The sequence below is a fragment of the Kribbella sp. NBC_00359 genome (assembly GCF_036097425.1).
Classification (GTDB): domain Bacteria; phylum Actinomycetota; class Actinomycetes; order Propionibacteriales; family Kribbellaceae; genus Kribbella.
This window is the reverse complement of sequence record NZ_CP107975.1, coordinates 5605594-5626777: the sequence shown is the minus strand read 5'-3', so window position 1 is coordinate 5626777 and position 21184 is coordinate 5605594. Positions and strand designations below refer to the sequence as shown.

Below are 21184 nucleotides of genomic sequence, written 5' to 3'. Positions count from 1 at the left end.
CGTGTACTCCCGCGTGGCGCCACCGCAACAGGCCCGCGGAGGCGCAAACTACGGTCCCGCGATCGGCTCCCCGGCCGGTAGGCAGAAGTCGAAATCGCAGCCCCGATCCGCTCCCAGAACGTGGTCGCGGAACAACCGCCGGTAACCGGTGAGCCCAGGGGTACGGCGTGGCGCGAGAGCGGCCCTGCGGGTCTCGAGCTCGTCGGGTGGGACCAGGAGGTCGAGCCGGGCCTCGGCCACCGAGAGGCGGATGCGATCGCCGGTGCGTACCAGCGCCAGCGGTCCACCGAGGGCCGCTTCCGGAGTGACGTGGAGAACGATCGTCCCGTACGCCGTACCACTCATGCGGGCGTCGGAGATGCGGACCATGTCCCGGACTCCGCGACGGGCCAGTTTGGCCGGGATGGGGAGGTAGCCGGCCTCGGGCATGCCGGCACCGAGTGGACCGGCGTTCTGCAGGACCAGGATGTCAGTCGGCTCGACGTCCAAGTCTGGGTCGTCGATCCGGGCCGCCAGGTCTTCCAGCGACGTGAAGACCACGGCACGGCCGGTTGTCTCGAAGAGCGCCGGGTCCGCGGCGGACCGCTTGATCAGCGCACCAGATGGCGCCAGTGACCCGCTCAACCACACCAGCCCGCCCTTCGGCCGACTCGGCGTGCTCAGCGGCCGTACGACGTCCCGGTCCACCCACGCCGGCCCGTCACCGAGCCGCTCCCCCAGCGTCTCGCCGGTCACCGTCAGCACGGACAGGTCGAGCAGATCCCGCAGCTCACGCAGTACGGCGGGCAGTCCGCCAGACGCATGGAGATCCTCCATGTAGTGCGCACCGGTCGGCTTCAGCTCGACCAGGACCGGCGTGGTCTCGCTCAACTCGTTCAACTCCGCCGGATCGACCCGGAGCCCGAGTCGTCCGGCCATGGCGGTGAGGTGGATCAGCGCGTTCGTGGATCCACCAATGGCGAGGAGCACCCGCAGAGCGTTGCGAATCGAGGCTGCCGTGACGATCTGGTCCGGCGTACGGCCGGCCGTGGCAATCGACACCGCAGCGGCACCCGTCGCCTCGCCGATCCGCAAGCGGTCGGCGTGCACCGCCGGTGCGGCCGCACTGTCCGGCAACGCCATGCCGAGCGCCTCTACCAGACAGGCCATCGTCGACGCGGTCCCCATGACCGCACAGGTCCCGGCTGTGGTCGCCAGGTTCCGCTCCACGCGACCGATCTCCTCCTCCGGCACCTCACCGGCCCGGTAGCGCGCCCAGAACCGTCGGCAGTCGGTGCATGCGCCCAACCGCTCGCCCTGATACCGGCCTGTCGACATCGGCCCGGTGACGAGCTGGATCGCCGGACGACCGGCCGAGAACGCGCCCATCAGCTGCGCCGGCACGGTCTTGTCACACCCACCGACCAGCACGACCCCGTCCATCGGCTGAGCGCGGACGAGTTCCTCGACGTCCATCGCCATCAGGTTGCGGTAGACCATCGCGGTAGGTTCGAGGAAGCTCTCGCCCAGCGAGATCGTCGGGAACTCCATCGGCAGCCCGCCGGCCGCGATGATGCCGCGGGCAACGGACTTCACCAGCTCCGGCTGTTGCCGATGGCACGGGTTGAAATCGCTGGTCGACGTGGCGATCCCGATCACCGGCCGCTCCAGCGACTCCGGCGACCGCCCGCTCGCGTGCAGGAACGCGCGCCGCAGATACCGCGAGAACTCCGGATCCCCGTAGCTCACCAGCCCGCGGTAGATGCCGCTCATGACACGCCAGGCGTGTTCCGCAGGTGCTCGGCCAGCAGCCGCAACATGCTCTCCGGCGGTACGGCGGCCGGCGCCCGGACGGCGTCGTACGCGATCAAGCCGCGCCGGACGAGACTGTGTTTGCGCAGACCGAGCGCGATCCCGGCCTGGAACTCGAAGTTGACCAGCGGAAGGTAGTCCCGCCACACCTCGCGAGCAGCGTCGAAACCGCCGTCGCGGTACGCCGTCACACACGCGATCAGGCCCTCCGGGACAGAGAAGCCTGTCATCGCGCCGGCCGCGCCGACGGCGAGCTCGTCGAGCAGGCAGGTGCCCCCGAGGCCACCGAAGATGGGTACGTCGAGTCCGGCCGCCAACTCGGCGACGGCAGGCGGGCTCGGAGACGACTCCGACTTCACCGCGACGGCCGACGGCACATCGCGTACGGCGGCAATCAGCTCGGCGGTCGTGATCCGGATGCCGGTGATGACCGGGTAGTCCTGGACCACGATCGGGCATTCGGTGCGCTCGGCAACGGCATTCAAATGGTTGCTCAGCGCACCGGGATCACTGGAGTTCACTTGAACCATAAGTCCGGCGAGGCGGGAACCGACTGCCGGCAGCACATTGGCGGCCTCCGCGCACACCTCGTCGAGCTCCAGCGAGCTGATCCCGACGACGAGCGGCAGCCGGGACGACGCCGCGACCACCGTCTCCGCCACAGTGCGTCGCTCGGCGGGGCTCAGCCGGGCCGCTTCGCCGAACACGCCGAGCACGGTCAGCCCGGTCGCACCGATCGACTCGTAGTGCCGGACCTGTCGCGCCAGCGATTCCGTGTCGACGGCCGAACCGTCCGCGCTCAGCGGAGTCGCCAACACGCCCCACACGCCGGGATCCAAAGTCATACCGCTCCCCTCTTCAGCACGACGAGACTAAGCGCCGGTCGCGGGAGGTCCAACGGCATCGTGAAGCCGCCGTCGATCTCGACCACCACATCGTCGGTGAATCGCTCCAGACCTTGGCGGGCGGTGATGGCGGCGAGTTGTTCAGGCGTCGGATCCTGGGGCGCCCCGAGCTCCTGCCAGATCGTGTGACTGTTGCTGTGACTGTGGTCGATCCGGAAGTGCTGAACGGTCCACGGGCCGGAATCCAGCCCGGTCACCTCGAGGTCGACGCGGGCCGTGGCCGGGTCAGCGGCGTACTGGTCGTCGGTGTGGCGCCAGACAAGGATCGTGATCTCGTCGTCGTCGGAACCGGCGATGACGTCGATCTCCTCGGGAAGACCGTTGCCTAGGGCACTGATATCCGAGATGTCCGCGGCCTGGTCCGAGCTGGCGGCCAACCGGCGCCGGCCAAGGCGGGCGAAGGCGCGGTAGGCGTTCATCAGCGGCTTCTCGATGCCGGCCGCGGTGACGAAGCTCCGGGTGCCCTCGAAGTACCGCTCGCCTTCCATCGAGAAGCTCCAGGTGGTTGCCTCGTGCACCTTCGCGGTGTGCTGCGCGTTGAGGTCGAGCACCTTCTTCATCAGCTTGGCCTGGAACACCGGGTAGTACTCGTTGTTGCGATAGGCGAAGTTCGCGTTGTCGTAGATCCCCCAGTGTGCCGGGACCGACGCGTCGCACTCGTCCACGATCACCGGCTGCCCGGCGTACTGCGGGAACTCCTCGATGACGGCCAGCGCGCGGTCGATCTCGCGGAGCATCTTCGGGGTCGACGGCGACTGCTGTACCGGCGCCGGGGCACCGATCGGGCCGTACGTGCGCCACGGAGTGAAGTGCGAGCCCTTGGTGTGGAAAGACACGAAGTCGACGGGCAGGTCGCGGTCGGCACAGGCCTGGAGGAAGCCGCGCAGGAAGACCGCGCCCTCGTCGCCGCCGGTGACCGCGGGTCCACCGACCTTGGCCGATGGATACACACCACGGATCGCCTTGGCCGTCACGTCGTACAGGTCGTGGAACTGTTCCGGCGTACCGCGCCAGTAGGAGATGTCGGGCTCGTTCCACAGTTCCCAGAGCCAGTGCTGGACCTCGTCAGCGCCGTACCGCTCCAGAGCGTGTTCGACGAGTGCCGCGACCAGCCCACCCCACTTGGCGTAGTCCTTGGGCGGATAGGACCACCAGCCGGCCTCATAGGCGCTGTACTGACTCGGACTGCCCTCGAAGGCGAAGTCCGTCTTCGCCTCCTCCGGTACGAGTGCGAGCGGGGTGAACGCGAGCTCGACCAGCGGATGATGGCCGGCGCCGACGATCGCGTCGTACGTCAGGTCGGCGATGGTGAAGTCGTAGTACGGCTTGCCGTCCGCGTCCTCGTGGTAGACGTTGCCGCTGCCCCAGTGCGGCAGGCCGAGCCCCGTGCCGCTGTTGAAGATGTTGTGCGGCCGGACGTGGTACGGCGTCTCCGCGAAGCCGCTGATGGTCCGCAGGGTCCGGCGTCCCTGCGGCGTGTAGGTCCAGTTGATCTCGTCGTATCCGAGGCTCGCCCATGGGCGGTCCAGTACGCCGAGGTCGTGCGCTGCGTCGACGGTGACACGTGCCTGGCGGAGTGGTGTGGCCTCGGGGTCGGAGGGGGCGTAGGCGAGTCGCTGCACTGCGCTGGGCGAGGCGTTCTGAGTCATATCGGCCTTTCGGTCCGGTGCTGCTCATAGCACGAGCGCTGTATCGATAAACAGCTCCGAGCCAGCCTACAAGCGCGGCGCGATCACCTCGAAGGTGATCTCGACTGTCGATCCCGCGACGGTCGCCGTCACGCTGTGCTGCCCAGCCGTCAGCCGGACCGGGTCGATCAAGGCGCCGTTGACGACCGGGATCCCGTCGAGCGTGATCGCGATGGGCGCGGGCGAATTGTTGCCGACGGCAACTCGCAGGCGCTGTCCCGGCTCGATCCGCTCCCCCCGCCGCCGGGCTCAGGATCGTCGCAGCCGGTTCGACCCGCTGGCCGAACGCCGCGTTCCAGCCGGCCAGCTCGGCCGGGCGGTTGGTGATGATGCCGTCGACACCAGCCCGCTCCAGCGCGTTCCAGCTGGCCGGATTGTCGACAGTCCAAACGTTGACCGCGACCCCGGCCGCGTGCAGGTCGGCGACGATGTCCGGCCGGATCCCGAACGCGGCCTCCGACGGGTTGTACGCCGACAACTCGAGATCCTTCGCGATCGCCGGCGGATCCGGATCGAGCGTGGATCGCAGCAGACCGAGCGGCAGTTCGGGAGCGAACTCGCGGACCCAGCGGAGGTGCTGCGGGTCGAAGCTCTGCACGAACACCCGGCGGCTCATCCCGCGACCGTGGATCTCGTCGACAATCCGCGCGACCGACTCGCGCGGGTGCGCTCCCTTGATCTCGAGCAGCAGATTGCCACCACGTGCCACGAACCCGTCAAGCTGCGACGCGAGCGTCGGCACCCGCAGACCGGCGTACCCGGGCGCGAACCACGACCCAGCATCCAACTCGGCCACCTGAGCAGCGGCGCTCCGGGCTCGCGAACGAACGACTCCCGCGCGGGCCGCGCGACGGTCAGGGTCACAGGCATCGACCGTAGAAAGGCGACGCGAACACCGCTCAAGCCGGTGATGAACTGACCGCCAACTCCGGATGTAACCCGGCATGCGTGAGGATGGCGCCATGAAGCCGGTGATTCTCGACGTCGACACAGGACTGGACGACGCCTGTGCCCTCCTACTGGCCGCTCGGCACCCCGAGCTCGACCTCAAGGCCGTGACCTGCGTCGGCGGCAATGTCGGACTGGACGACGTGGTGATCAACACGCTGACCGTGCTGGAGGCTGCTGGCCGGCCCGACGTTCCGGTCGCTCGTGGCGCCGCGCTACCGCTGCTCCAGCCGGTGCGGGCCGCTCCGCATGTCCACGGCGTCGACGGGCTCGGCGATCTCGACTGGCCGCGATCCACCCGTACGACGGACTCCCGGCATGCGGTCGAGCTACTGCGCGACGCACTGCGGGACGCCGCGACCACCGGCGACCTGGTGACGCTCATCCCGTTGGCACCGATGACGAACATCGCGCTCCTGCTGCGCACCTACCCCGAAGCGGCCGCGGGACTCCGCGAGATCGTGTTCATGGGCGGTGCGGCCGGGATCGGGAACGCGACCGCGTCGGCGGAGTTCAACATCTGGACCGACCCGGAGGCGGCCGCGATCGTGCTCAGTGCGGCCGGGGAGCTCGGCGTACCGGTGACGATGTACGGGCTGGATGTCTTCTACGACGTGATGATCTCGCTGGACCAGGCGCGCGGGTTGGGCGGATCACCGTCGGCGGAACTGGCGCGGAAGCTGATCGAGAGGCGGAGCGAGCTCTACAACTCCGACGGGGCGAGCATCGGTGACGGCGGCGCGGTGTGTGCGGTGATCGATCCGTCCGGGCTGACGACTCAGCACTTCCCGCTGCGGGTGGAGCTGGCGGGGAGCTGGTCCCGGGGTCGCACGATCGTCGACACGCGGGACTGGTCCGCGGATCGCAGTAGCGATCCCCACGGGCCGTCGTCGACCGCCGTACAGGTCGCGACCGCGGTCGACGGCGCTCGCTATGCCCAGTTGTGGCTGGACACGGTCAAGTAGCCAACTCCCGCAGACGGGCGCGCACCCCGTCCAGGAAGAGATCGAGGCCATCGCTGAAGAGATCCGTGGAGCCTGGGGACTCGGCGACCACGGCAGCCAACGTCCACCGGGCGCTCACCTCGAAGATGTGGCGCGCCTGAGACTCGGGTACGCCGAGGTCGATGAGCGACTGGATCTGCGCGCGCACCAACTCGGCGCGTGAGCCTTCGCCTTGGTCGCGGTCGGGCGTGGCCTTCGACTGGATCAGGCCGGCCAAGCCGGGGTGTTCGGCGTAGAACGCTCGCAGGTCGAGCGCGCCGGCCTTGGTGACCGCGATCCACTCGTCGACGCTGGCGAGTTCGTCGTACGCCGTGTTGTCCGCGGTGAACTGGTCGAACGCGTTCCGGGCGACCAGGTCGAGGAGCTCGGACTTGTTGTGGACGTGGTGATACAGCGACGGGGCGCGGACCTGCAGGCGCTCGGCCACAGTGCGCATGGTGAGACCGTCGACGCCACTGGCGCGGATGACAGCCAGTGCGGCGTCGGCGATCGCGGCGGTCGAGATGCCGGCCGCGGCATGGGAGGACGGATCGCGTCTGGTCACTGAACCTCGTTGTCGGCTCTCGAGCTGAGCAGCTATTGTCTAACGACATTAGACAGCCTACTCGAGGACGGCTCCGTGCCTGGATTGCGCCCCACCTACCCGCTGCGAACCGAGCGACTCGACCTGCGGCCGCACCGGATGGACGACCTGGACGATCTGTTTGGGTTCCATTCGCGGCCAGAGGTGGTGCGCTACACGCCCTGGCCGGTCCGGGATCGCGACGAGACCCGCGTCGCCCTCGAGAAGAAGCTGAGCCAGGGCGAGTTGACCGAACCGGGTCAGTGGCTGGTGCTCGCGATCGAGCTCCGCGAGACCAGGACCGTGATCGGTGAGGTGCTGCTGAAGTGGGCCAGTGAGACCGATCGCCAGGGCGAGATCGGCTTCGCCCTGCACACCGACTACCAGGGCAAGGGGCTCGCGGCCGAGGCTGCGCGCGAGGTGCTGCGCGTTGGATTCGAGGATCTTGGGTTGCACCGGATCGTTGCGATCCTGGATGACCGCAACACCGCGTCCGCCGGCCTGCTGGAACGCCTCGGAATGCGCCGGGAGGCGCACCACATCGACGCGCTGATCTTCAAGGGCGAATGGGCCAACGAGTACGTCTACGCCCTGCTTGAGGACGACTGGCGCGCCGCCCGGGCCTGAGGTTCCCAGCGGAGTTGTTTACTGGGATCAGGGGTCGCGATGGGCATCGACAACCAGATCTACGACCGGTTGGGCGGCGGCTGGTGGGACGAGGCCAACCCACTGAACACGCTGAACGGCAGTTTCACGCCTGGGCGGTTCGCCTACTTCCGCGGCGTACTCCGTCGGACCGGACGCGATCCAGCCGGCCTGCGTACGGTCGACATCGGGTGCGGGGGCGGATTCCTCGCCGAGGCGTTCGCGCAGCTGGGGTGCCGGGTCGTCGGCCTCGATCCGTCGGAGGTCTCGGTCCGGACTGCGCGCGAGCATGCGCTTTCGTCGGGATTGGGCGTCGGGTACGCCGTTGCCACGGGTGAGCGGCTGCCGTTGGCCGACGCGAGTGTCGATCTCGCGTACTGCTGTGACGTGCTCGAACACGTGTCGGACCTGGAACGGGTGATCGGCGAGACGGCGCGCGTACTCAAACCCGGTGGCCTCTACCTTTTCGACACCATCAACCGGACCCGCACGTCGAAACTGCTGGCCGTCAAACTGCTGCAGGACTGGCGACTGACGCGAGTCATCGATACCGAACTGCACTCCTGGGCGCTGTTCATCAAGCCGGCGGAACTCGAAGAGATCCTGCACCGGCACGGGCTACGCCTCGACGAGATCACCGGGCTCGGGCCGCGTGCGAACAAAGCCTCGCTGCTGTGGAACTTCACTCGCGCCCGCCGCGGTCGGATCACCTTCGGTCGGCTCAGCCAACTGATGGACGTCGGCCAGGTGAAGGGCACCGCCGTGTCCTACATGGGCTGCGCCACCAAGACGGTCTGATCAGCGCGCGATCGGGATCTGGAGCGTCTGGCCGGGAACGATGTCGGCGGGGCTGGCGAGCTTGTTGAGGTCGGCGATCTTCTCGACGACGGTGGCCGGGTCCTGGGTCGGGTTGGTGTCCTGGGCGATGGACCAGAGGGTCTGGCCGGGGGCGACCTGGACGGGGACCGTGTGGGAGAAGTCCGGGCCGGGGACGAGGACTCCAGTGACGCGCAGGCCGAGGACGACGATCGCCGATCCGAAAACGATGACGGAGATGGCGGTCAGCAGCATCCGGCCGCGGCGGGTGAGCCGCACAGCGGGCGCCTCAGCCTCGGCGACCGCGTGACGCCGGACCTCTGTGGACCCAGAGTTGGCGCGACGCACGTCGCCCGCCCGGCGGCCGAGAACCTCACCGGAGCAGGCACGGACCGGCAGCGGCTCGGTGGAGGTGCCGGCGATCCTCGGGCGGCGGCGCGGGGTCCCATTCGGGGACGGCGCGACCTCAGGCGCCTGGCGGCCAACCAGTGCATCTGCCGCGAGAGCCGTTGTGCTCATCGGATCCTCCAGACCTCGTCCAGACCACGTCTTGCGCTGTCGATCTCTGTCTACCGGTCTCCTCCGACAGTTTCCGGAAACCGACCGGCCCGAACACTTGTTCGATCGAACGCCTGTACGAATGATTAACCGACAGGCACCCGTCGCGCAACCACTTCCAACCACGACACGCCCGGCAAATTCCCACCACCCCGGCCGCCTCGCGGGCGGCTTATAACCCGACACACGAACAGACGTGCGAACCGACACGCCTTCGAACAGATGTTTGAAGAATCTCAGGATTCGGTCTACGGTCGTGTCAGTCGAGCAAGCTTTGGCCGGTGTGCGACCGCCGGCCCGACCAGAGGAGCAATCACCGATGGCCAGGACGCCGAGCGGTTCCAGCAAGGACGAGCGCCGCGCCGCGGGGGCCGGTCAACCGGCGGACCGGACCGTGGCCGAGCTGCCCGACGGCCCGGCCGACGCGACCGGTCTGACGCCGCGCCAGCGCCGCGTGCTGGACGTCATCCGGGACTCGGTGGACAGCCGCGGCTATCCGCCGTCGATGCGCGAGATCGGCGAGCGGGTCGGCCTGACCAGCTCGTCGTCGGTGTCCCACCAGCTGCGCGTGCTGGAGCAGAAGGGCCTGCTCCGCCGCGACCCCAACCGGCCACGGGCGATCGAGGTCCGCTACCCGGGCGAGGTCGACGCCGCGGCCCGGCGGACAGCGCTCGGTTCGGTGCGGCAGACGACGTACGACGAGACCGGGGCCGGCGACGCGCATCCGGACGCCGCCTACGTGCCGGTCGTCGGCCGGATCGCCGCCGGTGGGCCGATCCTGGCCGAGCAGGAGATCGAAGAGGTCTTCCCTTTGCCGAAGGCAATGGTCGGCGAGGGCACGCTGTTCATGCTGCGGGTCAAGGGTGAGTCGATGATTGAGGCGGCGATCTGTGACGGCGACTGGGTGGTCGTCCGGCAGCAGCCGACCGCGGAGAACGGTGACATCGTGGCCGCGATGATCGACGGCGAGGCCACCGTGAAGACGTTCAAGAAGACCAAGACCGAGATCCTGCTGCTGCCACACAACCCCGCCTTCGAGCCGATCGACGGCAAGGACGCCATCATTCTCGGAAAGGTCGTAACAGTTCTGCGCCGAGTCTGACATGTCAGACGCCGCGCGAAGTCGGGCGTGTCGTGTCAGCATTGAGTCATGACGACTGTCTATGACTTCAGCGCCGTGCGGATCGAAGGCAATGAACAGTCTCTTGCCGATTTCCGCGACCAGGTGCTCCTGGTGGTGAACACGGCCTCGCAGTGCAGCCAGACCCCGCAGTACTCCGGCCTGCAGAAGCTCTACAAGAAATACCGCAGGCAGGGCTTCTCGGTGCTTGGCTTCCCCTGCGACCAGTTCGGCCACCAGGAGCCCGGTGACGAGAAGGAGATTGCGAACTTCTGCTCGACGATCTACCACGTCACGTTCCCCATGTTCGCCAAGATCGATGTGAACGGGTCGAAGACGCTTCCGCTGTACAACTGGCTGAAGCGTGAGCAAGGCGGCCTGCTCGGCGGACGGATCAAGTGGAACTTCACCAAGTTCCTGATCGGCCGCGACGGTGGGGTGATCGCGCGCTACGCGCCGACTCACTCGCCGGAGAAACTGGCCGACAAGATCGAGGCTGCGCTGGAGATTCCGGCGCCGTCCCGGGAAGCGAACGACTGACCTACGGAGGCGGCCTCGGGGGAATCGTGGCCGCGTGCAACAGTCGTTTGCGTGAAGAGCACCGCAGTTCCTCTCGGCGTTGGCTGAAAATCGCCGTTTTCTGCGACACCTGAACAGCTGCCGTCTCAGCGCAGCAGGTTTTCTCTCCGCATTCCGAACATTTCGGCTCGGCGTCCGCATGTCCGCGATCCCCGGTTTCCCCTGCCTGCACGTGAATGCTCCCGCGCAGCGGCACGGGCGCTAGTCAGACGAGGACCGCTTCGGGGTTGATGTCCAAGCGGAGGCCCCGCCACACGGGGTGACGGAGACGGGCGTCGGCGGCCCAGCCGGAGTAGGTGACTTCGGCAACCAGCACCGGGTCGAGCCAGTGGGCGCGACGGCGGTCGGGTCCAGGGATCGTGGCGGGGTCGAAGGGCGGGCGGTCGATCTCCAGGCCGGCCAGCTCGGCGGACAGCATGTCCAGGGTGGCGAAGTCGAGACCGGAGCCGACCTTGCCGATCAGGACCAGGTCGCCGCCCGGTTCGGCGTACGCGCCGCAGTAGAACGAGCCGATCTTGCCCTCGCGGTTGCCCTCTCCGGGATGCCAGCCACAGAGGATGACATCGCGCGTCTGCACCGGCTTGACCTTGATCCAGTCGCTGCTGCGGCGGCCGGCCAGATACCGCGACTTCCGGCGCTTCGCCACCACTCCTTCGAGCTCGGTCGACGCCGACAACTCCAGCGCCGCCTCCCCGTCGTCATACGCGGGGGGTGTCTCCCAGAACGGGTCGCCGATCTCCAACGAGTCCAGCAGTCCACGGCGATCGTCGTACGTTGCCTCTAGCAACCACTTGCCGTCGAGGCGGAGGACGTCGAAGAGCCGCACCGAGACCGGGACCTCGGTGATCAGGTGACGCAGGTGGCGCGGATCGCGGACGTGCATCCGCCGCTGCAGCAGACCGAACGAGGGTGCGCCGTTCTCGTCCAGGGTCACGATCTCGCCGTCCAGTACGGCGGGCAGCCGCAAACCCGGCGCCTCGGCCAGGCCGATCAGCTCGGGGTAGCCGCCGGACACGTCCCGGCTATTCCGCGACCAGAGCCGGCAGACACCGGACTCCACCTCGGCGATGACGCGGATGCCGTCCCACTTCATCTCGTACGACCAGCCCGCACCCGACGGCATCTCCCCCAGCGCTGCCATCATCGGCAGCACGGGCGGACCGGTCACGGGACTCACGTCGATTGCAATCGCTTCAGGGCTCCGAGCACCTTCTCACGATCGGCGGTTGGCCACATCGGGGGCAAGGAGGCGCGCAGGAAGGCGCCGTACCGCTGGGTGACGATGCGGGGGTCCAGGACGGCGACCACCCCGCGGTCGGTGCTGCGGCGGATCAGCCGGCCGGTCCCCTGCGCGAGGAGCAGCGCGGCGTGGGTCGCGGCGACGGCCATGAACCCGTTCCCGCCGGCTTCGTCGACGGCACGCTGGCGGGCGGCCATCAGCGGCTCGTCCGGACGCGGGAACGGAACCCGGTCGATGATCACCAGGTTGCAGGTCGAGCCCGGTACGTCGATCCCCTGCCAGAGCGACAGGGTGCCGAACAGTGACGTCTCCGGGTCGTCGACGAACTCGCGGGCCAGCTCGCCCAGCTGCGCGTCACCCTGACAGAGCACCTTCAGGTCGGTCGCCTCGCGGACCGCGGCCGTCGCCGCCTCGGCAGCCCGCCGGGACGAGAACAGGCCAAGCGTCCGGCCGCCCGCGGCGGTGACCAGATCGATGATCTCGTCGAACTGCTTCTGGCCCAGTCCGTCGCGATGCGGCGGCGGCAGGTGCTTGGCGACGTACAGGATCGCCTGCTTCTCGTACTCGAACGGCGAACCGACGTCGAGACCACGCCACGGGAGCGGGCCGGTCTCGGAATCCGGGTCGACCTCCGGCATCTCGTCGTCGTCCTCGAGCTTGTCGGCCGGGCGGAGGCCGACCTGGCGGGCGATCGCGTCGAAGTCGCCGCCGAGGGAGAGTGTCGCCGAGGTGAGAACGGCGGTGCGGTCCTTGAGCACCAGCTCGCGGAGGAGACCCGCGACCGTGAGCGGGGCGATCCGGAGCTCGCGGCCGAAGCGGTCGCGGTCGGTCATCCAGACGACGTCGAGGTCGCTCAGCGCGGCGACGCGTTCGGAGACGTCGAAGATCTCCTTGACCGCGCCCTTGGCCTGCCGCTTGGCGCCGTCGGGGTCGTCGTCCTTGTCGTCGGACTTCTTGTTCAGGTCGGAGTACAGCCCACGGGCCGCGTCGCGGACGAGCGCGGCGGCCTCGAGCACGGGACCGTTCGACGCCTCGATGCGGCCTTCGCGGGTGCCGTCGAGGGCGGCGCGGAGAGCGTCGGAGGCGTCGATCAGGTCGTCGGCCTTGTCGTCGTCGACGAAGCGGCGGGACCGCTTGGCGGCGCGCTCGACCATCTGCGGTGAGAGCTCGTCCCCCGCGGCGCCGGTGACCCGGGCCGGCAGCTCGTGGGCCTCGTCGACGATGACGACGTCGTGCTCGGGCAGGACGGTGCGGTTCTCGAACGCGTCGATCGAGAGCAGCGCGTGATTCGTGATGACGATGTCGGCCTTGCGGGCCTGCTCCTTGGCCTTCTCCGCGAAGCACTCCTCGCCGTACGGGCACTTCTGCGCCCCGAGGCACTCGCGGGCGGCGATGGCGACCTGCTGCCAGGCCTGGTACTGATGCGAGGGCGCATGGTCGCGGTCGCCGGCCTCGCCGTCGAGCAGCTGCTGCTCGGCCCAATCGCGGAGCTCGAGCACCTGCTGGCCGACCTGCCCGGGCGGTGGGACGTCGATGAGCATGCCGTCGTCGTCCGGCGCGCCCTCGCGGATGCGGTGCAGACAGGCGTAGTTGTTGCGGCCCTTCTGGATCGCGTACGACGGTCTGCGCGGGAGGAGCTTCTCCGTCGCGTCGAGGAGGGCGGGGACGTCGCGGTCGACCAGCTGGGACTGGAGCGCGAGAGTCGCGGTGGAGACGACGACGCGGCGATCCTCGATCGCGTGCAGGAGAGCCGGGACGAGGTAGCCGAGCGACTTACCTGTGCCGGTGCCCGCCTGGACGAGGAGGTGGCAGCCGTCGTGCATAGAGGTGTTGACGGCCTCGGCCATCTCCACCTGACCAGGTCGTGTCTGACCGTTGATTCCGGAGACAGCGGCTTCGAGCAGTTCGCGTACGTCAACACCCACCGCCACACCCTAGCCCGCGGGACAGACAGATTTCGGATTGGCGGGCGAGGGTGTGGACAACCGCGGCTGCTAGACCACGGCGCCGCGGTCGGGCTGAGCGTCGCGGTCGACCTGCGGGCGCTTCGGACGCGGCGGCGGTGCCGGGTAGCGGCGTTCCAGCTCGAGCAGGAGCGGCGCCGCGGTCAGGTTCGACGAGTAGGTGCCGACCAGGATGCCGAGGAGCAGCGCGAGGGCGAAGTCCGCCAGCGAGTCGCCGCCGAGGAACAGCAGCGCGCTCAGGATGAAGAGCGTCGAGATGCCGGTGTTGATGGTGCGTGGCAGGACGTTGACGATCGCGGTGTCGATGATGCTGCCGAGGTTGTCCGTCGAGCGGGCGTTGCGGGTCTCGCGGATGCGGTCGAAGACGACGACCGAGTCGTTCACGGTGTAGCCGATGATCGTCAGGATCGCGGCCAGGAAGATGCCGTCGATCGGTTTGCCGGTCCAGGCGAAGACGCCGACCACGATCGCGACGTTCTGCACCAGTGCGAGGACGGCGCCGGCGCCGAAGGTCCAGCGGAATCGGGCAGCCAGATACAGCAACTGGGCGAGCAGCGCGATGCCGAGCGCGATCAGGCCCTTGTTCCGCAGTTCCTCACCCAGTGACGGGCCGATGCTCTCGTTGCGGACCAGCTCGGTGCCGCCGCCGATCCGGGAGATGGACTCGCGGATCTTCTCCGCCTCGTCGTCGCTGATCGTCCCGGTCCGCACGGTGATGTCGTCGGTGCCCGACGCCTGCACGACGGCACTCGGGTAGCCGGCCTCCGCCACCGCAGCCCGGGCCTGGTCCGGCGTGATCCGCTGGGCCGTGCTCACCTCGAGCAGCCGCCCACCGGTGAACTCGATGCCGAGGTTCAGACCGCGCACCGCAACCCCCGCGACGGCGACGACGATCGCCACCGCGGTGATCAGCAACCACCGCCGGCTGTGCTTCATCAGCGACGGCCGCCGCTGCTCGAGCCAGGTCCGTACCCGGCCGTGCCCCGCGATCCCGCTCAGCCCCGGGTGCCGCAGTACGAAGCCGCGCGAGACCAGGAACTCGGCCAGCACCCGGGTCACGACGAGGGCGGACAGCATGGATGCCAGCACACCAATGCTCAATGTCACCCCGAAGCCGCGGACCGGGCCGGCTGCGAGGAAGAAGAGCAGACCGGCTGCGAGCAGGGTGGTGATGTTGGAGTCGGCGATCGCGGACAGCGCGTTCTGGAAGCCGCTGCGCAGCGAGCGGCGTAGGCCGTCGGTGCGGCCGGAGGTGTAGTCCTCGCGGGCTCGCTCGAAGACGAGCACGTTCGCATCGACCGCCATCCCGATCGCCAGCACGAAGCCGGCCAGACCGGGCAAGGTGAGCGTGGCTCCGAGTGCGGTCAGGGCCGCGTACGACATCCCGGCGTACCCGACCAAGCCGACGACCGCCATCAGGCCGACCAGGCGGTAGACGATCACGATGAACAGGGCGGTCAGCGCGAGCCCGATGATCGCGGCGAGTGCGCTGGCCTGGATCGCGTCCTGACCAAGCGACGGGCCGACCGTGCGCTGGTCGATGACCTCGACCGGCACCGGCAGCGCGCCGCCGGAGATCAGCGCGGCCAGGTCCTTGGCGTCGGCCTCGGCGAACGAACCGGAGATCGTCGTGGTGCCACCCGAGATGCCGAGGTTGCAGAGCTGGTTGCCACCGTTCGGATCGACCTGCGGTGCGCTGATGATCTCGTTGTCGAGCACGATCGCGATCAGGCGCTGCGGTGTGTTGACCGGTTGGCAGGCGGCTTTGCCGGTGATGTTCGCCCAGATCTTGCCGCCGTCGCCCTTGAACTTCATCTCGACGAACCAGCCCTGGGCGACCTGCTGCGGATCGAGCACCCCCTCGGCCCCGCTGACCAGCTCGCCGGTCATCGCCGGCTTGGCCAGCCGCAGGAAGCCCTGCCCGGTGTCACTGGGCAGGTAGACCTCACCCGCTGCCGGTTTGGCCGGCTTCGCGGCGACTTGGTCGAGCACCTCGTGGAAGGTGAGCTGCGCGGTCTTGCCGATCACCTTCGCCGCCTCGCGCGGATCCTGCACACCGGGCAGTTCGACGATGATCCGGTTGTCGCCCTGGCGGGTCACGTTCGGCTCGCTGACCCCGAGGGCGTCGATCCGCCGGTGCAGCACCTGGGTCGCCTTGTCGGTCGTCTCCTTAGTCGCCTTGACCGTCGGCGAGTCCTTGGCCTCCAGCACGATCTGCGTGCCGCCGCGCAGGTCGAGGCCGAGTTGCGGCCGGGCCGTCAGGACGACGTACGTCGATGCCGCGAGAACGAAGAACGCGAGCAGCGCGCGGATGAGGGACGACCGGTTCACTACAGCCTCCGGAGCTGGGCACCCATAGTGCGGGTGTCGTGACAGAGAGCATTCAGGCGAGCGTGAGCGCACAGTGTACGGAAGCCATTCAAGCGGTACGGCGAACAATCGCACAAGCGACCGCGTCGCGATAAGCAGGTTGATCTGCCCACGCGTGCTACGCGACCACTCCTCGTCGCTACGCTCCTCGTCGCGCCCGCTTTCGCGCGCTCCCGCCCGTCCTCGGCTCAGCGCCGTGCTTCCGTTCCGGCTACCGCCGGGAGTGGCGGCTGCCGCCGCGCTCTGCTCGCAGGCGCTCGCGAGCGACTACCGGGCCGGCGTGCATCCCAGGACGTCCCCGCAACTCCCCGTCCGCTAACGACGGGTAGGCGTTTGAAGGCGGTCCGACCACGTCACGGCTATCCAGCGCGGGGCGGTCGCTATTCGCTCCACGGGCGGCAGCACGCAACGGTCCGGCGTCGCCGGAAGGTCCGGCGGTGGCCGGGAAGTCCGGCGGTCGCCGGAAGGGATGCACGGCGCTGAGCCGGGGGTGGGTGGGAGCGGGCGTAGCAGGTGCGCTGAGGGGCGAAGCGACGAGGACAGCGCCTGCGTAGCGCGCGTGGGTCAGATCTACTCCGGCGTGTCCAACCCGTGTTCGATCGCGTAGCGGACCAGCTCGGCCCGGTTGTGCAGTTGCAGCTTCCGGAGCGTGTTCTGTACGTGGTTCTCCACCGTCCGGTGTGAGAGAACGAGCCGGGTGGCGATCTGACGGGCGGTCAGCCCGCGCGCGACCAGCCGGAGCACCTCTGTCTCCCGGTCGGTCAGCTTCGGCACCTCAGGCCCAGCAGCCCCGAGCCGCCGGTACTCCCCCAGCAACAGCCCGGCCAGGCCGGCGCTGAAGATCGCATCGCCTTCGGCAGTACGCCGTACCGCGTCGTCGAACTCGTCCAGCGACGCCGACTTCACCAGATACCCCGACGCGCCGTTCTTCACCGCGGCCAGTACGTCGTCCTGCTCGGCGCTGGCCGATAACACCAGTACTCGCGTGTCCGGTAACGCCGTCGTGATCTCCCGGGTGGCGTCGACACCGGAACCGTCGCCGAGCTGTAGGTCCATCACCACCACGTCCGGCCGGGTCGCCAGCGCGATCTTCACCGCACCCGACACGTCCGACGCCGTCGCGCAGACGTCGTACCCGCGGCTACCCAGATCGCGCGCCACGCCCTCACGCCACATCGGATGGTCGTCGACGATCATCACCCGGGTCATGCCGTAACCACCTTTAGCTCCCATTCCGTTCCCTCGCCAGGTCCGGTCCGGACCGTGACTGTGCCGCCCAGGTCTGTGATCCGGCCGCGGATGGACTGGCTCACGCCGAGGTGACCGTCGACCCGGGCCTGCTCGAGCCGGGCCGGCGTCGTACCGATCCCATCGTCGCGGATCGACACCACCACCGCGTCGCCGAGGTCCTCGATCACCACCCAGGCACGGGCCTCGGGGCCGGCGTGCTTGGTCACGTTGCTCAGCGCTTCCTTGACCGCGGCAACCAGTTCGTCCGCGGTTGCGGCCGGCAACAACACCTGCCCGGCGGGTACGACGACGTCCACCCGCGGTGTGGCCAGCAGCAGGAGCAGTCCGCACAAGTCGACGCGGTCACCCTCGGCGACGGCCGGCCGGGTCGACATCAAGGTGCGCAGGGCAACTTGCTGTTCGGCGGCCAGCTCGGCCAGTTCGAGCGCTTCGCCGCCGATCGCCGTACCGCGGCGCTGGACCTGGGCCAGCACCTGCAGGACGCCGTCGTGGATGGACCGGCTGAGCCGCAGCCGCTCGGCGGTCGCGCTCTCGGTGGCGATGGCTTTCCGCAGCCGGGCTCCCGCCTGCCGCAAGGTCGACGCGGCGTAGCCGACGACCAGACCGGCGACCAGGAGCAGCTGCACGTTGCTGAGGACACTCGCGGCATTGTCGACACCGCGCAGCGACAGGAGCGCCAGGCTGATCGTGGCCGCACCGAGCAGACCGCCGTCCCGGCCGCGGGAGATCGCCAGCGCCAGCACCGGCCCGGCCGCCCAGACCGAGGTCAGCACGGAGGCCCCGGCCCGGATGTCGACCAGCGGCTGGGCCCACAAGGTGGCGTACATGCAGCCGACGGTCACGATCAGGTCGGCGAACGCCAGCCGGGTGTTCCGCCGTCCCCAGCGCCGGCTGTAGCCGATCGAGGAGATCACCGTCCAGACGCCCATGACCGCCAGCAGGAGCAGCGCGCCGGACGGCCGGACGATCCCGTCCCAACGGCTCCAGACCCCGAAGCAGGCGAACGCCCAGGTGATCACGCGGAACACGACGAGCGCACGCCACAGGGGCTGCAGCAGGTCGACCGTCTCGCGCTCCACCAGCACAGTCTGCCAACTCCGGGGGTGCCGCGGGTGAGGCGTCGTACGCGGCGGATTGAGTAGTTCCACCGATGGCGCAGGATTCCCCGCAGCTTTGCCGGAATTTCGGGCATCTACTTCAGCTCTGCCGATTTTCCCCGTACTCTCGCGCAAAACACGCTCGGGGGAGCACCTGACTACGCCGCGTCACCATACGCGGCGGGCATCGACCAAGCATGGAGGGGAATCTTGCGCAAGCTACCCGCCGGGCTGTTCAGCCTGGCACTGGCGGCAACGGCCGGGCTCGGATGGGCCTCGGCCAGCGATGCCGCCACACCGCCCCGGGAGATGGGCGCCGCGCCGGTCGCGAGTGAGGCGGCACCCGCGCCGGACGATCTGTCCAGCCCGCAGGAGGACAAGCGCCGCGATCTGCGGCAGGAGGCCCTGACCAAGGTCCTGAACGGCACCGCCAAGGTCGAGCAACGCGGCGCCAGCACCGTCGTCAACCTCGGCAGCAAGCAGGTCGGCGCGAAGGGTGTGAAGAACGCGAACGGCCGGGTCGACCAGTACGTCGAGCTCGCCCGGGAGAAGACCGACAAGATCTTCGTGGTGCTGGCCGAGTTCGGCAACGAACGGCACCCGAGCTACCCGGACAAGGACCAGGCCCCGAGCATCCCCGGTCCGGCCACCTTCGAGGGACCGCTGAACAACCAGATCCCGGCGCCGGACCGGTCGGTGGACAACTCGACCGTCTGGCAGCCGAACTACGACCAGAAGCACTTCCAGGACCTGTACTTCGGCACCGGCAACTCGGTGAAGAAGTACTACGAGAAGCAGTCGTCCGGCCGGTACAGCGTCGACGGCGAGGTCACCGACTGGGTCAAGGTCAAGTACAACGAGGCCCGCTACGGCCGGTCGAACGGGTTCCCGTGTGCAGGCAACGTCTGCAACAACACCTGGTTCCTGATCCAGGACGCGGTCAACCAGTGGGTCGCCGACCAGAAGGCGGCCGGCCGGACCACCGCGCAGATCACCGCGGACCTGAAGACGTTCGACCAGTGGGACCGCTACGACTACGACGGTGACGGCAACTTCAACGAGCCCGACGGCTACATCGACCACTTCCAGATCGTCCACGCCGGCGGCGACCAGGCCGACGGCGACCCGCAGCAGGGCGAGGACGCGATCTGGTCGCACCGCTGGTACGCCAACTTCCCCGGCGGCCCGGTGAACCAGCCGAACCGCGGCGGCGCCCAGATCGGAGACACCGGCCTGTACGTCGGCGACTACACGATCCAGCCGGAGAACGGCGGCATCAGTGTCTTCGCCCACGAGTACGGCCACGACCTCGGTCTGCCGGACGAGTACGACACCTCCGGCGCGCCGGTCGAGAACGGCGTGAACTGGTGGACGATCATGTCGCAGAGCCGCGTCGGCAAGCCGACCGACGGCGGCATCGGTGAGCAGGCGGCCGACTTCAACGCGTGGGACAAGCTGCAGCTCGGCTGGCTGGACTACGAGATCGTCGCGGCCGGCCAGAACCGGACCGTCGAGCTCGGTCCGCACGAGTACAACACCAAGAAGGCCCAGAGCCTGGTGGTGACACTGCCGAAGAAGCCGCTGGTGCACGACTTGGTGCCACCGGCGGCCGGCACCATGTCATGGTGGAGTGGCGAAGGCAACAACTTCACCCACACGATGAACCGTCAGGTCACGCTGCCGGCCGGCCAGGCCGCCAGCCTCACCTTCCAGGCCAACTGGGACATCGAGGACTGTGGCGCGGAGGCCTGTGACTACGCCTACGTTGAGGTGAACGACGGCACCGGCTACAAGCCGATCGCCGGCAACATCACCAAGGCGGCCGAGGGCAACGGCATCGACGGCACCAGCACCGGCTGGCAGCCGGCCACCTTCGACCTGTCGGCGTACGCCGGCAAGACGATCGGCCTGCAGTTCCGCTACACCACCGACCCCGCGGCCGGCGGCAAGGGCTTCTTCGCCGACGAGATCAAGGTGACCTCGGGCACGACCGCGGTCGTCACGTCCGGTGCCGAGACCTCGCCCGACGGCTGGACGCTGAACGGCTTCAGCGCGGCCGGCGCGAGCTTCACCACCCTGCACGACAACTACTACATGGCGTCGCACATCAACTACGTCGACCACGACCAGTACCTGCAGACCGGCCCGTACAACTTCGGTTGGGCGAGCACGCTGCCGGACAAGGTCGAGCACTTCCCGTACCAGGACGGTCTGCTGCTCTGGTACTGGGACACCTCGCAGGAGGACAACAACACCAACGAACACCCCGGTCAGGGTCTGATTCTGCCGATCGACAGCCACCCGGTCCCGATCAACCGCCTCGACGGCCAGATCTGGCGGCCGCGGGTCGCCGGGTACGACGCTCCGTTCGGTCTGGAGAAGGCGGACTCGTTCACCCTGCACGTCAACGGGCAGGCGAGCTACATCCGCGGCCAGAACGCTGTCTCCACCTTCAACGACAGCAAGCAGTACTGGTACCCGGAGCAGCCGCAGGCCGGCGTCAAGGTGCCGAACAACGGCGTCAACATCAAGGTCCTCTCGCGCAACGGCACGACCATGACGGTCCAGGTCTCCAAGCGCAAGTGACACCCTGAGCAGCACGCAGAACAGCCCCCGAGGTCGAGACCTCGGGGGCTGTTTCTTCGT

Annotated in this window: 16 protein-coding genes and 1 pseudogene; 6 read left to right on the top strand and 11 right to left on the bottom strand. The window is 68.6% G+C overall.

All coding sequences use genetic code 11. From position 1 onward, the window contains the following. Window positions 1-48: 48 nt before the first annotated feature. The 4 genes and pseudogenes from OG876_RS27550 to OG876_RS27535 all read right to left on the bottom strand — a co-directional run. Window positions 49-1752 carry a dihydroxy-acid dehydratase gene (locus OG876_RS27550; protein ID WP_328519536.1) on the bottom strand — a complete coding sequence of 568 codons (1704 nt, stop codon included), beginning with the start codon at window positions 1750-1752 and terminating at the stop codon, window positions 49-51. Continuing rightward, complete coding sequence (locus tag OG876_RS27545; protein ID WP_328519535.1) at window positions 1749-2636, bottom strand: dihydrodipicolinate synthase family protein; 888 nt, start codon at window positions 2634-2636, stop codon at window positions 1749-1751. Before OG876_RS27545 ends, OG876_RS27550 begins: the two co-directional genes overlap by 4 nt. Then, window positions 2633-4345: a GH39 family glycosyl hydrolase gene (locus tag OG876_RS27540; protein WP_328519534.1), complete on the bottom strand. Its 1713-nt coding sequence runs from the start codon at window positions 4343-4345 to the stop codon at window positions 2633-2635. Before OG876_RS27540 ends, OG876_RS27545 begins: the two co-directional genes overlap by 4 nt. Before the next feature lie 391 nt (window positions 4346-4736). After that, window positions 4737-5330, bottom strand: a pseudogene (locus OG876_RS27535) (glycerophosphodiester phosphodiesterase); the annotation flags it as partial. Window positions 5331-5346: 16 nt separating this feature from the next. Here OG876_RS27535 and OG876_RS27530 point away from each other — a divergent pair. Continuing rightward, window positions 5347-6297, top strand: a complete 951-nt coding sequence (locus tag OG876_RS27530) for a nucleoside hydrolase (RefSeq protein ID WP_328519533.1) — start codon at window positions 5347-5349, stop codon at window positions 6295-6297. Here OG876_RS27530 and OG876_RS27525 read toward each other — a convergent pair. Next, window positions 6290-6880 (bottom strand): TetR/AcrR family transcriptional regulator, encoded by a 591-nt coding sequence (locus tag OG876_RS27525; RefSeq protein ID WP_328519532.1) that lies wholly within the window; start codon window positions 6878-6880, stop codon window positions 6290-6292. The genes OG876_RS27530 and OG876_RS27525 overlap by 8 nt on opposite strands. A gap of 75 nt (window positions 6881-6955) precedes the next feature. Between OG876_RS27525 and OG876_RS27520 the strand changes: the two genes are divergently transcribed. Beyond that, window positions 6956-7525, top strand: a complete 570-nt coding sequence (locus tag OG876_RS27520) for a GNAT family N-acetyltransferase (protein ID WP_328519531.1) — start codon at window positions 6956-6958, stop codon at window positions 7523-7525. Between the two features lie 39 nt (window positions 7526-7564). Then, window positions 7565-8341 carry a bifunctional 2-polyprenyl-6-hydroxyphenol methylase/3-demethylubiquinol 3-O-methyltransferase UbiG gene (ubiG, locus tag OG876_RS27515; protein ID WP_328519530.1) on the top strand — a complete coding sequence of 259 codons (777 nt, stop codon included), beginning with the start codon at window positions 7565-7567 and terminating at the stop codon, window positions 8339-8341. Here ubiG and OG876_RS27510 read toward each other — a convergent pair whose 3' ends face one another. Continuing rightward, a complete protein-coding gene (locus OG876_RS27510; RefSeq protein ID WP_328519529.1) occupies window positions 8342-8878 on the bottom strand; it encodes a LysM peptidoglycan-binding domain-containing protein in 537 nt (178 codons plus the stop codon). 358 nt (window positions 8879-9236) lie between these two features. On the opposite strand from OG876_RS27510, the gene lexA reads away from it, so the two are divergent. Further along, a complete protein-coding gene (gene lexA / locus OG876_RS27505) occupies window positions 9237-10019 on the top strand; it encodes a transcriptional repressor LexA (RefSeq protein ID WP_328519528.1) in 783 nt (260 codons plus the stop codon). Window positions 10020-10067: 48 nt separating this feature from the next. Further along, window positions 10068-10577, top strand: a complete 510-nt coding sequence (locus OG876_RS27500; RefSeq protein WP_328519527.1) for a glutathione peroxidase — start codon at window positions 10068-10070, stop codon at window positions 10575-10577. A 244-nt stretch (window positions 10578-10821) separates the two neighbouring features. Here the strand turns inward: OG876_RS27500 and ligD are convergent, their stop codons facing one another. The 5 genes from ligD to macS all read right to left on the bottom strand — a co-directional run bounded on the left by ligD (window position 10822) and on the right by macS (window position 18520). Continuing rightward, window positions 10822-11784, bottom strand: a complete 963-nt coding sequence (gene ligD / locus OG876_RS27495) for a non-homologous end-joining DNA ligase (RefSeq protein ID WP_328519526.1) — start codon at window positions 11782-11784, stop codon at window positions 10822-10824. A 5-nt stretch (window positions 11785-11789) separates the two neighbouring features. After that, a complete protein-coding gene (locus OG876_RS27490) occupies window positions 11790-13787 on the bottom strand; it encodes an ATP-dependent DNA helicase (RefSeq protein ID WP_328519525.1) in 1998 nt (665 codons plus the stop codon). Between the two features lie 63 nt (window positions 13788-13850). Beyond that, a complete protein-coding gene (gene secD, locus OG876_RS27485) occupies window positions 13851-16151 on the bottom strand; it encodes a protein translocase subunit SecD (protein ID WP_328519524.1) in 2301 nt (766 codons plus the stop codon). A gap of 609 nt (window positions 16152-16760) precedes the next feature. Continuing rightward, window positions 16761-17399 carry a response regulator transcription factor gene (locus OG876_RS27480; protein ID WP_328519523.1) on the bottom strand — a complete coding sequence of 213 codons (639 nt, stop codon included), beginning with the start codon at window positions 17397-17399 and terminating at the stop codon, window positions 16761-16763. Then, window positions 17396-18520, bottom strand: coding sequence for a MacS family sensor histidine kinase (gene macS, locus OG876_RS27475; protein WP_328519522.1), 1125 nt, complete (start codon window positions 18518-18520; stop codon window positions 17396-17398). Before macS ends, OG876_RS27480 begins: the two co-directional genes overlap by 4 nt. A 228-nt stretch (window positions 18521-18748) precedes the next feature. On the opposite strand from macS, the gene OG876_RS27470 reads away from it, so the two are divergent. Then, window positions 18749-21124 carry an immune inhibitor A domain-containing protein gene (locus OG876_RS27470; protein WP_328519521.1) on the top strand — a complete coding sequence of 792 codons (2376 nt, stop codon included), beginning with the start codon at window positions 18749-18751 and terminating at the stop codon, window positions 21122-21124. The last annotated feature ends 60 nt before the right edge of the window (window positions 21125-21184 follow it).